Here is a 14,443-nt window from a genome sequence, read left to right on the forward strand (position 1 = left end):
ATGATCAGTCTTATCGACAAAAAGTCACCATCACTTCATACCTTATTGTGCTTAGGTAGAATATCCAACCTGCCTACCGTCTGGAGCAATGTCCTTGCAGCATTTTTTTGGACTGCGTGGGTCACGCAAAAACCTATAGAAGGATTGGTGCTGCTTTGGCTATGTGTTGCTTTCTCTTTACTCTATTTAGGTGGTATGTACCTCAATGATGCCTCTGACGTCGATTGGGACCGCATTCACAACCCTGAGCGCCCCATCATACAGGGACAAATATCGCAAAGACTCGTTCTTTGTTACTCATTGGTCCTGCTAACTTCAGGATTCATTCTATTGTTAGCGCTCGCTTTTCAAACAAGCGTTCAGTACGTTGGCCTATTAACTAGCTTGGCTCTACTGCTGCTGTTTTGCATCGTCAGCTACAACTGTCTTCACAAACGCTATTCTTTGTCTCGATTCCTCATGGGCGCATGTCGTGCCTTGATTTACCTTATTTGCGCACAGATGATGGCCGACTCTTTTAGCGATGCATTAGCTATTGCTCTACCTTTAGCTGGCTATATTTCTGGCGTTACGTTGCTCGCTCAGTATGAGCATACTACCCAAAAAAGTCACTGGTATAGTTTAACGCTTCTATTGTCGCCTTGGCTGCTTACGCTTGCACTTCCAGTTTCACTGCCTCTAATAATAATGTTGGCAATGTGTACCTATCCAACTCTGAAGCACTTAATTCTGCGCTTCATCAAAACAAATCAACAGCCCTCGACTCCGTCAATTGGTGCATTACTTAGCAGAATACCACTCTATGACGCCGCCATACTCCTTGCCTGCTCCCAGTGGTGGGGGGTGTTGTTTTGCATTGGTTATTTCTCAATTGCCCCCAAACTTCATCGCTGGATAGCGCCGAGCTAATTGTCAGGCTAAAAGGGAGTGTCACATATGAAACTCAATGAGATTTTACTTAAAAAAATACAATCGGAAGTAGACAAGGCAACTGATAAAAACTTGATGCTACACGAAGATTTAGGTCGATTTTGTAGCCGTACGCTCAATGCACAAAGTAAAGACTCGCACCTTGAACATATGGCGCTTGCATGGGTGCGACTAAGTGCGGACTCAATGCAACATAACTATCACCAACAAAACAGCAGCACACCCTTTGAGGCTTATTGGTACAAGCATTTTCTTCAGTCAGCCCTCTGCTATGCTTTACTCCTTTTAGAAGAAGACGTGCGCTTTGAGCTACTTAGACTCTGTTTAAGTTTCGGCTCTGATGCCGAAAAACAGATACTAATGGAAGGAATGTGTCTTTTTGATGAACAGGGAGATTGCGTGGAGCTTGTGTTAGAACAATGCCGAACCAACAACACCCAATTGCTTGCCTCCATAGCGCTAAATAACCCTTGGCCAGCGCAGCATTTACCCACAGAATCGTTTCATCGCATGGTTCTAAAGTCGCTTTTCTATCAACTCGATATCAGACTCATCGCAGACTTCGATCGCCACCACAACGCGACACTCAATCGACTTATCTGCGACTTTATTCTTGAGCGCCTCGCAGCTCAAAGACCTTTCCCAAATTATCTGTTTCATTTGATCGAGCCCGCTCACCTTACTGAGCAACAACGAATTTCTTTAACACAGTATCAGTCGTTGCAAACCGATTAGACAAAAACAAATATGATTCACCAAGCAAGGAGTGCATAAAAGATGAATTATTTTGATCCTCATATCCATATGGTATCAAGAACCACCGACGACTACGAAAACATGAACCATGCTGGCATTGCCGGTGTCATAGAGCCCGCTTTTTGGCAGGGTGAGCCTCGTAAGCATATAGGCAGCTTTATAGACTACTTCGATACTCTGCTTGGTTGGGAGCGTTTTCGAGCCAGTCAGTTCGGTATCCATCATTTCGCGACCATAGGTCTCAACCCAAAAGAAGGCAACAACAAGCCCCTAGCAGAAGAGGTTCTGAACTTGCTGCCACGATATTTACTCAAGCCTGGTGTTGTTGCCGTCGGTGAGATTGGTTATGACGACATTACAGAGCAAGAGCACTATGTCCTATGTCGTCAGCTCGAAATGGCCAAAGAATTCAAACTGCCCGTGCTCATCCATACCCCGCACCGAGACAAAATAGGTGGCACCATAAGAACGATAGAAGCGATTCGCGAAGTTGGTCTGGATGAGTCTATGGTGGTCATCGATCATCTCAACGAACTTACTCTTCCAATCGTCTTAGAGACGGACTGCTGGCGTGGGCATTCTATTTATCCAGACACCAAAATGTCCGAACAAAGAATGGTGGCATTGTTAAAACAATACGGTACCGAAAAGATGATCGTCAACAGCGCTGCTGATTGGGGAAAAAGTGACCCTCTAAAAGTACCTAAAACCGGATTGGCGATGGAGCAAGCAGGCTTCAACAAAGAGCAAATAGAGACGGTTTTGTTTAATAACCCGATTGATTTCTTTGCACAAAGCGGTCGGATTAGCCGCCAACAGGTACTCACACCTATCGATATTGACCAAACTCAACTCTATCAGGAAAGTTCCACACTGCGCGGCCAACAACCTATTGTGACAGCAGGGAAATAGCATGTTAAATGAGCATTTCAATCAAAGTCACATTGGCTATTGCACTAACGTGCACCCAGGTGAATCGCTTGAAGAGATCAAAACTAACCTAATACGGTTTAGTGCAAAAGTAAAAGAGATGCGAGGACTCAACAAGATGGATATTGGGCTTTGGCTTAGTCACCAAGCCGTTGTGGAGCTAAAACGAAATCGAAATCTGAAGCAGCTGCAACAATTGCTCAAAGAATTAGGATTAAACGTTCGCTCGCTCAATGGCTTTCCTTACGGTAGCTTCAATCAATCTAATCAATCGCTGGTTAAAACTGCCGTTTACCACCCAAACTGGTATACACAAGAACGACTTGAATACACGATAGACCTCATTGATATATTGGCAGCTCTGCTCCCTAACGAGGTGACGACAGGCGTCATATCCACATTACCACTAAGCTACAAATCCGACTCTAGTGAACAGTACCTCAACCCCAAACTATTGAACCAGCTACAGAAAACACTGAATCACTGTGCCTTGATTGAGCAGCAAACGGGAAAGCGAGTATTGATCGCTATTGAGATGGAACCAGACTGTTCATTGGAGTCGGTCGATCAACTGATCGCTTTCTTTGACAACATACAGCCCATGCTCGCCTCTAATCATTACTTAACCGCGTGTTTAGATATCTGTCATCAGGCTGTCAATTTAGAATCCATATCGAAGACAATAGAGAAGTTACAACAAGCCAACATTACTATCAGCAAATTCCAACTATCAAACGCATTAAAAATAGACCTAAAGCAAATGCCACTCGCTCAGTTGGCACAAGTCCCTTTCTTAAAGAAACTCATTCACTCACCTTGGCTGCATCAAACTCGACTTCTTATAAATAGTCAGGAGCGACTGCGCTTTGACGACTTCAAAACCTTATTTGATCATCATTCCACTAGTCTTCAGTCCAAACTAAACCAAGCTCAAAGCGCCGAGGCACTGGTGCACTGTCACATTCCAATAAACTATGCACAAATTCCACTTGCGAACGACCTTAACCTAGAAACAACACAGCCGCAGTTATTGTGCGCCATAGAGAAACTTAAAACGATGTGGCAATCAGAGAACGTCGATCCGGTTGTGGAAGTGGAAACCTATACTTGGACACTCCTCTATAACTTAACAACAGATGAACTGTGCCAAGCCATTGCTGAAGAACTGGTATGGCTTGAGTCACAACTTACACCGAACGCGGAGTTCGCATGATGAAACCGCTTTTTGTCATCAACGCCGTTGGCCTTACCCCTAGTCTGCTAGGCGAAAACACACCCAACCTCAATCTACTGATCCAACGCGGGGCCATGTACCCACTCAAAGGCGTGTTTCCAGCATTAACCACCAGTGCTCAAGCAACAATGTTGACAGGAAAAGCCCCTAGCGAACATGGCATTGTAGGGAATGGCTGGTACTTCAAAGATCTGAGCGAAATCAAGTTTTGGTTGCAACCCAATCAGTTGATTCAAGGCTCAAAAGTTTGGCAGTTACTCAAACAAAATCACCCAGAAATCACGGTTTCGCAGTTATTTTGGTGGTACAACATGTACGCTGACGTCGATTTTTCTATTACACCTCGCCCGCATTATCCGGCCGACGGGCGTAAGATTCCCGATCTTTATTCTCAACCAAGCGAGTATCACAAAAGTATTGAGAGCAACATTGGATGCTTTCCGTTCTTTAACTTTTGGGGGCCAAATTCAGATATCCGTTCCTCTCGATGGATTGTCGACTGTGCTATCGAGCACTTTACCCATAACCCCACTGACTTGCAGTTCGTTTACCTGCCTCACCTTGATTACAACTTACAAAGACTTGGACCGAGCGATCCCGAAATTTCCGAGGATGTCATTCAACTTGATCATGAGATAGGCCGACTGATTGAGTTTTGTAATGCCGAAGGCGCTGAAATACTTATAGTCTCCGAGTATGGGATCAATGATGTCGACACCCCTATCGCGCTCAACCGTGAGTTACGTAAAAAGAACTGGTTATCGGTGCGAGAGTCATTGGGCTATGAGCTTCTGGATGCCGGTGCTAGCGATGCCTTTGCTGTAGCAGATCATCAAATTGCACACATCTATGTGAACGATCGCTCTAAGGTAGAGGAGATAAAAGCTTTTGTAGAACAGATCAGTGGGGTTGAGCAGGTTCTCGATAGTCAATCAAAGCCTCGTTGGGGGATTGATCATTCTCGCAGTGGTGATTTGATCGCAATAGCAAAGCCAAATGCATGGTTTAGCTATTACTATTGGCTAGAAGATACCAAGCGTCCAGATTTCGCAAACAGTGTCGATATTCATCGCAAGCCAGGCTATGACCCTGCCGAACTTTTTATTAATCCTAAGCTGCGCTTTCCCAAACTGAGAATCCTAAGCCGCTTACTCCAAAAAAAGCTCGGGTTCCGAATGTTAATGGACGTCGTTCCCGATCACGCTGACATGGTAAAAGGCAGTCATGGCAGACTCGCAAGTACTCCCGAGAGTGGGCCACTCATGATCAGTTCTTACCCAATACCCGACGACATCGCTCGCAATACCACTCAGGCGGGCCTGCCGATGGAATGCATTTTTCAACTTATCTTGTCTCATTTTGGTGTTAACCCATCAAGCGAGAGTCTATCACCCAATAACATCTGCGCTAGGGAGGAGCGCACCCAACTCAACCATCACTATAACGGCTAGGAATCAAGCAATGAAACTAATAACAGCAATGGTCACCAGCATTGCGTTATTGACTGGCGCAAGTTCGCTGTATGCGGCCGGACTCAATACCAATGACCAAGAAAACACTCCCCCTTGTGGAGACGACTGGATTTATCCGACCAACGGCGTTCACAGTGACTGTCTCTGCACGGAACAGAACAACTACTGTGTTGCCGAACGAAATGACAATGACCCCATTGACCCCAGCTTCCCAGATTACTGGATGAGTGAATGGACTATGTACACCATCACCAACGAAGCAGCATCCAAGGCGAACCCACCACCCTACTCAAGCCCACCATCGACACTAACACCTTCCGACTACATCGTCTCATATGGTGCGAGCTATTACGACAGCAAGTGGCGGCCAGAAAAGCCGACAGACAAAGAAGATGTGGGCGCAATGCTGGAATATTACGATAAGTTCTGCCTACCTATTTTTGGCCGAACGATTGAAGACAATCAGCACAGCTGCGCCTTCGTCTCTCTGGGTAAACAAGCCTACTACTTGACCTTTCCAGATGGCGACAACATGCAGACAAACTCAAGCAAGCAGATGCTAAACCAACTCAAACCGGATTGCTGTATGTTCTCACCGAGCAACCATCCCCCTCGAACAGACTTTATTAAACATCTAGATTACTGGCCACAGGCTAGCCAAAACCTCAACAGTAGCGTGCAAGCCTATTACTGGAAGCAAATGTGGGAAGAAGTAAAGCCTCCTATTTTGTTCGCTTACGCCTTTTATAAACCAGTACCGGCTCAACTCGCCTCGACCTTTAGCAAACTAGAGCAAAATCCACAATCGTTTTTCTTCACTGGAAGCTTGGAGATCGAAGGTGAACCCTTAGACCCAATGGTCAGCCAAAACTACGTAAATTTTCAAAGAAGAAAGCCAAATACTGAACTTTGGGACAGTGTCAAAAAATGGTGCCCAATCGATACCACTGAAAAGTGCCGCCTGTTCTCGGACCAAAGGAGTGAATAGCATGAACATTGATAAAAAAACCGCATTGGGCGCAATTGCTACACTGCTTTTGATTGTTTCTGTGGATACATTGGCCAAAGAAGTAAAACATCATGAAGCGCTACCTTGTGAGGTTCCAAAGCATTCATTTTCTGACTCCCCCACACAGGCAGAATTCGATGTTTTCAGTTGGAAAACCTTTATCGCCCTTAACCAAAGTGCAAGTACTTCAACGCGCGGTGAACCAGCTAAGCCTTGCAAGTTGCCGAGTGTAAGTGAGCGACCTGTTTGGCTTACATATAAAGATTCACAACAAGTCTTTCTAGCCGATGGGCAAGATCCCGGTTCGTGGAACGATGGCTACAGCGGTTACGGCGACCAAAAAGGAAAATCCCCATTTGCCACCTCTCAAATCGCGAAAGCAAGCGCTAACGCTGCGATAAAAGCACATGAAGAAGCAGTAGGTGGCTGGCTCATCGACCAAATGGATGAACCAACTTATTTTCAAATGTGGGTCAACGAAACATGGTACGACTACGTCCACGGCAACAAGCTCTACGATAAAGCGAACTTTGACGATGTAAGCAGCATTTCATTTCCAAACTGGTCCATGGAAATAAAGTCTGCATGGCGAAAATTGCCAGAAGACAATGCAGATCTAGCAAAACGCTATATTACCCAGCGGGCTCAAGTGGTGGTCTTTGACAAAGAGGGGAATCCAATACCGGAGGGCGACACTGGTCAGTACAAAACCAAACCGGCTCTGCTTGGCCTAGTGGGTTTTCATCAAATAGTCAAAGTGCCAGGCTTCAAACAGTGGATATGGGGTACATTTGAACATATCGACAATGTTCCTCCCGCTCTGTACGACAAGGATGCAAAAAAGGTAGTAAGCCAGCCAGAGGAAGGTATGAAGTACACCTATTTTAATGCAGAAGCCAGCGCCAAGGAGACCAACCAACCACCTTGTGGATTGAGCAACACCACAAATTGTCTACCATTTACCACCCCTAATCCACTCGCGCGTTACACGCCGATATACGCCAGTGCAGCCAAATTAAACTCTGAGTTCGAACTCAAACTTAAAGGCACTGTGTTAGAAAACTATCAACTGATCTCCACACAGTGGCCAACCGACCCCAATAACCCAAGTAACCCATTAGGCACCCCCACACCCACACCACTCGCCAACACCACAATGGAAAGTTACATCCAGAGCAGCAGTAACTGTATCAACTGCCACAGCACAGCCACCTTACCTGATAACGGCATTAAGGCTGATTATTCATTCCTGTTTTTTGAAGCACACAGCTCTGACAAATAAAGGACTATTGCAATGAGTATTCTAAATAACTATCGAATCAACTTTTTTGGGGGCATCGAGGTCGATGTGAGTGTGCCCAATAACAAGGCAACCTACCCTGTTGATGGTCAAAAGCATGACATTTTCAATCCAGCGACATCTACACTGACAGATTTTATCTATAAACATGGCATCTCAGATGAAGAAATCATCGATATGTTCCAGACGCCGACAGAAGAAGGTTATTTCACCAATGGAGGATGGAATGTATATGGGCAACATAGTGTCACCACTCAAAAAGTTAAGGTTTATACATCAGGCCACCCTGGCGCGGTTACAACCGACACCCCTTTAGCAAACTTTGACTTCTCTTTACTGGGGTCTGTCAACCCAGACACAAATCAAGCGTATACCTCAAGCCCTGTAATGGTTGACTTGAATCCTTTAGGGCAAACCTACTCACAAATCGCTGTAGGCGGCCTGCTCCTTGGTGACCCCGACAAACCTTTGCTTTATATCCAAAGTGATCAAATCTGCGGAAACATTGGCAATTCATCGGGTGGCTTGTCATTTAAGACTCTGATTGGCGCAAATGATGCCCCAGGTTCAAGTAATTTTGCCGGCACTTGGCAAGTGACTTTTCCAATAACGGAAGATGTAAAAAAAGCATCCGCGCTGAGTGGAAATGATGAAGCAGACCAGATCATTCGAGGTCTTCTCAATACCAAAGGCGCGACTGGGATTGTTGTCAATTTCAGTTTCTTTGAAATGTGCCCGCAAATGACAACTGAAGAATACAATACAAAACTTGCCCAGCGTCAAACACCTCGCAATCCAAGCGTCGGCCGTATAATAGGCACACTCTCTGTCGCATGCGAAGGTGAGACAGCGAACAACCCAGATGGAAGGCTACTCATTAGTCATATCGACAATACCGAACGCGAGAATCAAACCGCACCAGCTTTTGCATGTATCAGCAAAGTGCAAGAACAGGAGTTCCTTTCCGTCAATATGTCCCTTGCGTTCCTTCAAAGTACGTTCAGAGAAGACCGAGCGGGCTTTAAAACAGTTCCGCCAAAACCCGCCATTGATTTTGGTAAGTTAACGATTGTAGGCGGGAAAGAGAGCACCACTTATGGTCCCGATTACATTAACTACTATCAATATGGCGGCATCATTGATATCCCTCTCGATAAACAAACTTCTCAATCATTCGCTTCTAACCCACTGGTAATCAATGGTGAAAAGGTGATTCACAACAACCACCTACTCCTAAAAGAAACCAGTTACCGGCTTTACTCAAGTGATATCGACGTATACGTGGGCGATAAAGCAGGTGATAGCAAAGAGATCACCATACAAGTTCGCTATTTAGGAGGAGCGCTAGATACCGACCAAACCATCTTATTGTCAACAAATGAAAATACTCCTGGCTTTGCCGACTATCTCGACCTCGACTTAGACGAAGGGAAACCAACTAGGGCGATACCCGTTAAAGCCGGGGCAACATCGTTCAAATACACCATACAAGTTGCTGATAACTCGCCAGGCAAAAACGACCTCGATGAGATGGCAGGCTTCTATGACATCAACTTTAATCTTGGCGAAGCGCAACAAACCATCAACACCCGAAAATTCCAATACACCAATTTTGACCTCGTTGAGGGAGACCCCGTTACATGGGAACTCGTGTATCAACATGCCTTACGGTATCACTACTTAAACTTCTTAGGCATGTCGACGGTGTTTCCGCTGAATGACGCCGAAACCATCCTTAAGCATCGTGAAGGCATCAAAACACGGATGTCTAGCCGATACTGGCCAACTACCTTGTATATGCCAATCGTACGCTCCATGTCACCAAGTCAAGTTCGACTCATTAACGCCTTTGCTTTTAGTGAACCTTGGGATCCCAATAAAGCTATCTAACTCCCCAAAATCGGCACTCTCTGCACAACAGTGAGTGCCCGCATCAGACAGGAACTAAAATGAAGACCGTTATTCATATAGATAAGACTGAAATCACTCAACAGCCTTTGGCATCGCAAATCCTTTGCCGAAACCTACTTAACCCGAGAGGGATGACATTTAACGAAAATGGAGACCTAATTGTCGTCGAAGCAGGCAGCGGCCAAGAAACGATATCCCATAATGGCAAAGTTACCGTGCGCGACAAAGACACAGGCGAGCTTAAACATAATCTGCTCAGCGGTTTAACTGCGATGAATATGCAGCCCAAAATGTGTCGTGATGAGATTATGGGACTTTCAGACATCATTAATGTTACCAATACCGAACAGGAGCAGTGGCTTGTCAGTTTCACAGACTATATTCACGGCTCGAAAGTGTTTCATTTAACCGAGGCAGGCACAGAACCCTTGTTTGAAACACAGGGCAATATCAACAGCTTATGCTTTCACCCTCAGCAAGAAGCTTGGTATGGCATAAAGCCCGACACGAACCAAGTGATTGAGTTTCGACTAAACCAAAAAGAAAAAGTCGTTTGCGCTCTGCCAACCCTTGATCAAGGCCAAGAAGCTGTACCCGTCAACGTCATTTACTGCCATGACAATGATCGCTTATTGATTAGCCTGTTTTCAGGTGAATTCCAAACGGACAGTAACAAGCAGGGCGTCAACTTTCTGAAACAGCAGGGGAAAATCGTCGCCCTAGACGTGGGGAGCGGTGCACTTACTACCGTAGTAGAGGGGCTAACGCTTCCTACTGGCATTGCCATCGACCAAACCGGGAACTTGCTCATTACAGAGCTATGTAAAACGACTCTGGAACCACTACCCAGAGATCATATCCCTGATAGGGCAATACACGGAGGGTATCAAAGATTCAGTGGAAGGCTTTTAAGTGTTGATTTTGCTAATAAGAAAGTCAAAGAACTGGCATCGCAGTTAGACACCCCATCTAACATCGCTATTCTAGGGTCAAACATTTATGTGTCGCAAGGAATGGGAGCACATGGTAGAAGAATTCCTCACCCTGACGGAGAGAGAGCTCTCGACGGATTTATTCAAATCTTCCAAGGAAATTTCTGACCTTAAAACTCATGAAATTAGTATAGTTTGTGCAGTTAGCTAAATATCAGCAAGTAAGCATCAATATAGATGGACTTTGTCAAACCACGGTCTGCTGTATGCGATTACGCTGGCTCAAAGTTAGGTATCAGCGGCAACTCATCATGAAACACCCCTTGTGCCCCCATAAAGCCAAACGTGTAAGGACGCACATTGAGTCCTTTTCTTGACTGCTGATTTTGGCTATCGCCAAGCAATGCTTTGCTTGTAAATGTGTAGGTTTAGTTTCAGAAAATGATGTAGTTCAATTGCTAATGACCGGGAGATAGCCAACGTCCGTTAATTTCAGAGCTTCTTCTATCTAAACACTTCTCTGTTTTTCATACGCAACTCCGAGGCCTGTAAGAAAGAACGACACTGACTCTTTATCAGGCCGCAACGAGGGCATAGATAAAAATTTTAAAGACTCCCCAATACCCTTTTATTGTAGTGCTTCCACAACTGAATTTATGACTAAGGCTAAGCAGGATTAAAGTGGAGCCTTGCTAACTGTGGCGCTTTCTAAAAGTGATTGATTCGACACGCCATTTTCGTCAATTGATGCTTGCGTGTCTTTATAGATTGGAAGAGTCGTTGAAGTTTTGACTAGCCTTAGCATTTTCTCTCCATTGAAAGTTCTGTATAAAGACACCAGCACTTAGAGAGGTTCCGTTCACTATTTTTCTAACTTTTTGCACATTTTAAGATTGTGTCAGTTTTCTAAAACGGATTTCAAAACGAGACATCTAGGGTGCATAAAATACTTAATATAGATCTTAATAATCTATCGATTGTTAAGATCTATATTAACGCCTTTTTACTTATTGAAATGACTGTATAGCTTCAAAGATATCTTGTCTTCTAACTGGCTTGGAAATGAATCCGTCCATCCCGGCATCCAGGCATTTATCTCTATCGCTTTCTAGCGCATGTGCAGTTAACGCTATAATTGGGGTCCTGAAACCTTTATCTCGAATAAGTCTTGTTGCGGTAATTCCATCCATCACCGGCATCGAGACATCCATGAGAATCAAATCGATTAAATCCTCATGCTCCTCTAAAAATGTTAATGCCTCTGCTCCATGGCTTGCGATATGAACATTATGGCCAAGCTTATTTAAGATAAGCTTTATTACGAACTGATTCGACTCGGTATCTTCTACGACGAGAAGTTCCATTGCTTTTGTCGGTTGATTGGTTTCGATTCTAACTGGACGATTTTGATTACAACGAGTCAAAACTGGAATCGAAATCGTAAAGGTTGAACCAACATGCTCATCACTTTTAACGGCAATCTTGCCACGCATCATTTCGACTAAATGCTTGGTTATTGCGAGCCCCAGTCCTGTACCACCGAAGCGTCTCGTGATGGAACGGTCTCCTTGATGAAATGCCGTAAACAAATGCTCTTGCTTTGCTTTAGATATACCAATTCCAGTGTCAGATATTGAGATCACAAGTTCAGCATCTTGCTCAGATACAGAAACTTTTACTTCACCTTCGTCTGTAAACTTTATTGCATTCCCTATTAGATTAAACAGAATTTGAGATAACCGCGTGGAGTCAATCCAAAATTGTTTGTCATTAGTGACAGTACAGTTGAGCTTGAATTTAAGATTCTTCTTCTTAGCTATTTGTTTTTGCTGAGAAATAACAAAAGTGACAGTGTCTCTTAAGTTAATCCATTGTTCATTGAGCTGAAAGCGACCTGACTCGATTTTAGAAAGATCAAGAATGTCACTGATTATCGCGAGAAGTAACTCTGCAGAGCACTCCATTTGGCTCAAAGCATCAATTTGTTCTTCTGACAAGGTTGATTGCTTCAGTATATCTAGCATTCCAAGAACGGAATTTAAAGGGGTTCTTATTTCATGGCTCATCATCGCTAAGAACTCCGACTTAGACCGGTTCGCAAGCTCTGCTTCTTCTCTTGCTTTAGCGAGCTGAGTTGTTCTTACCTCAACGATACGTTGTAACTTCTCTTTGGTCTCGATATCAATGACCGCCCTTTCAATTAAGGGACGAAACCGCCTCAAGGTTTCCTTATTCTCTATGCTAAAGTGCCCTTTCTGAGCTCCAATAAGTAGGATTACGGTTTGCGTTACTTCTGAACGTATACCAGTTAAAACGACCGAGTTTACATGGCTTTTTATAAAGCTGTTTAAGTTAACAAACTCAGCGAGTTTATCTGGCTCGAACAGTAGAATGCATTCACCATTGAGAGCTCTTTGATAGGTGTTACCGTGTAACCAGGATACATTATCAAATACGCTATTAGTTGATATCAATGTCTTGAAGGGATATCGTTCACCATCACGAGTCAGTACAATAAAGTCATCGAAGTTGATGTACTTTTTGAGGACATTGTTTAATCCCGTAAATATCTCATGCCGATTCTTTGCCTCACTCATCGCAGATATCGCGGAAAGAATGGCCTTGTTTTCATCGGCGAGTAGTCGTTCTCTTTGTCTAGCCTGCTTTAGCTCAACTAACGCTTCTTGAAGCGCTTCCTGTTGATATATGTCTAAGTATTTATCTTTCATAAGGTTTATGGAATATAGCCGATGAAATCATCAGGTTTCCATGTCCATTCTCACCACCAATAAATCTACCTTGCTCGCCGAAAGTAAAAGGGCAAATAAAAGGCAAATGTTCTAGTTCTTGGTTAATTTGTTCACAAACGCTATTCATGTCTTGCATTAAGTGCAACATGGGACCTGCGCAAAAGATATTTATCACTCCAATTTTTCGAGACTCTTCTAATTTTTGGTTAAAAGCGGCATTGACGACTTTTGCAGCGCGCGCAACGAGATGCTCACGACTTCCTTTCATTAATGTGAGCTCGTCACCCTCTTCTATTCGTGTAAACAACTCGATTCCACCATCTTGCGTCTCACGGATCGGATGGGATAACTTGTAATATGGGCGATCATAGAGGTGACCTGCGATCCGCCCTAATGGATAAGCACTCGAGTTTGTAAACAGCATATTATCTTTACCTACTTGGTTATCCTGGTGATTTGTCCACCTTCTATAAACATTGAGCGCAGGTTCGTTATCAATTTCAAGTAAGCATCTATCGTTGGTCTTGGTTGCAACACCTTTGATATTAGTTGGTGTATGCCCAGCGCTAAAAGCGATATCAACAGGTTGAGAGGAGTAAAAGAGAGTTAAGCTTAAACCTGAAGTTTGAGAGCCTTGGGCGGTTATCACAGACCATTTCCCAGCGATGTTATTATCAGCGGCTGAACCACCAATAATTGGAATTAGAGTTCCAAATCTTTCATCTATAGACGCAATGATTGATTCCTCTTGCCCTGGTGTGGCATGAAGTAGAATTAAGTTTGGTACCTCTCCTACACGGTTAGCGCTCTCAAGGGCCATATCCAAAGCTTTGGTGACACTGTCACCTGAATTATGATTAGAAATACCAGTACCATAAGCATGAGGGCCTGTATCATAAACAGCAAGTGCCGCAATTACTGGGCCTGTATGAAAGCCCTGATCTGTCATTACGGCTTGACATGAACTGGCGCCATGAAAAGGCACACCAGGAAAATGCGCAAGAAACGCTTCTCGAATCAACTCGAAATTGTATTCTTCCGTGTAGTAACACATCACGTAAGACAAGTTCTGTTGTGTCAATTCGGAGCTGAGCGTTTTTATCGCTGAGTCTTCATCTTTAATATGAGTAAAAACTGATTGGCAATGCATACGATTTTATAATTGGATATCACTCTGCTGTTATACCATTCCAACCAATTTTCTCTAGGTAAGAAGGTG

The 14,443-nt window shown here is 44.1% G+C and carries 11 protein-coding genes; 9 read left to right on the plus strand and 2 right to left on the minus strand.

Going from position 1 to position 14,443, the window contains the following annotated elements; genetic code table 11:
- Genes R7M92_RS12190 through R7M92_RS12230 form a run of 9 tightly spaced genes read left to right on the plus strand, consistent with a single transcriptional unit; the run spans position 1 to position 10,642 of the window.
- Positions 1-909, plus strand: a complete 909-nt coding sequence (locus R7M92_RS12190; RefSeq protein WP_318133465.1) for a UbiA family prenyltransferase — start codon at positions 1-3, stop codon at positions 907-909.
- 27 nt (positions 910-936) lie between these two features.
- A complete protein-coding gene (locus tag R7M92_RS12195; RefSeq protein ID WP_318133467.1) occupies positions 937-1,665 on the plus strand; it encodes an EboA domain-containing protein in 729 nt (242 codons plus the stop codon).
- Between the two features lie 42 nt (positions 1,666-1,707).
- Positions 1,708-2,598 (plus strand): TatD family hydrolase, encoded by an 891-nt coding sequence (locus tag R7M92_RS12200; RefSeq protein ID WP_239918474.1) that lies wholly within the window; start codon positions 1,708-1,710, stop codon positions 2,596-2,598.
- Between the two features lies 1 nt (position 2,599).
- Positions 2,600-3,829 (plus strand): metabolite traffic protein EboE, encoded by a 1,230-nt coding sequence (eboE, locus tag R7M92_RS12205; RefSeq protein WP_318133469.1) that lies wholly within the window; start codon positions 2,600-2,602, stop codon positions 3,827-3,829.
- On the plus strand, positions 3,826-5,301 hold the full coding sequence (locus R7M92_RS12210) for an alkaline phosphatase family protein (protein ID WP_318133470.1): 1,476 nt from the start codon (positions 3,826-3,828) through the stop codon (positions 5,299-5,301). Before eboE ends, R7M92_RS12210 begins: the two co-directional genes overlap by 4 nt.
- A gap of 10 nt (positions 5,302-5,311) precedes the next feature.
- Complete coding sequence (locus tag R7M92_RS12215; protein WP_318133472.1) at positions 5,312-6,310, plus strand: hypothetical protein; 999 nt, start codon at positions 5,312-5,314, stop codon at positions 6,308-6,310.
- A 1-nt stretch (position 6,311) separates the two neighbouring features.
- Positions 6,312-7,613: a hypothetical protein gene (locus R7M92_RS12220; protein ID WP_318133474.1), complete on the plus strand. Its 1,302-nt coding sequence runs from the start codon at positions 6,312-6,314 to the stop codon at positions 7,611-7,613.
- 12 nt (positions 7,614-7,625) lie between these two features.
- Positions 7,626-9,521, plus strand: a complete 1,896-nt coding sequence (locus R7M92_RS12225) for a hypothetical protein (protein ID WP_318133476.1) — start codon at positions 7,626-7,628, stop codon at positions 9,519-9,521.
- Positions 9,522-9,580: 59 nt separating this feature from the next.
- Complete coding sequence (locus tag R7M92_RS12230; protein ID WP_208446261.1) at positions 9,581-10,642, plus strand: hypothetical protein; 1,062 nt, start codon at positions 9,581-9,583, stop codon at positions 10,640-10,642.
- An 839-nt stretch (positions 10,643-11,481) separates the two neighbouring features.
- Here the strand turns inward: R7M92_RS12230 and R7M92_RS12235 are convergent.
- The gene (locus tag R7M92_RS12235) at positions 11,482-13,203 is read right to left on the minus strand and encodes an ATP-binding protein (protein ID WP_318133479.1); all 1,722 of its coding nucleotides are present in this window, start codon (positions 13,201-13,203) and stop codon (positions 11,482-11,484) included.
- Positions 13,193-14,374 carry an FIST signal transduction protein gene (locus R7M92_RS12240; protein WP_318133481.1) on the minus strand — a complete coding sequence of 394 codons (1,182 nt, stop codon included), beginning with the start codon at positions 14,372-14,374 and terminating at the stop codon, positions 13,193-13,195. Before R7M92_RS12240 ends, R7M92_RS12235 begins: the two co-directional genes overlap by 11 nt.
- Positions 14,375-14,443 lie beyond the last annotated feature (69 nt).

The sequence above is a fragment of the Vibrio sp. Vb2880 genome (genome assembly GCF_033337975.1).
GTDB lineage: Bacteria > Pseudomonadota > Gammaproteobacteria > Enterobacterales > Vibrionaceae > Vibrio > Vibrio alginolyticus.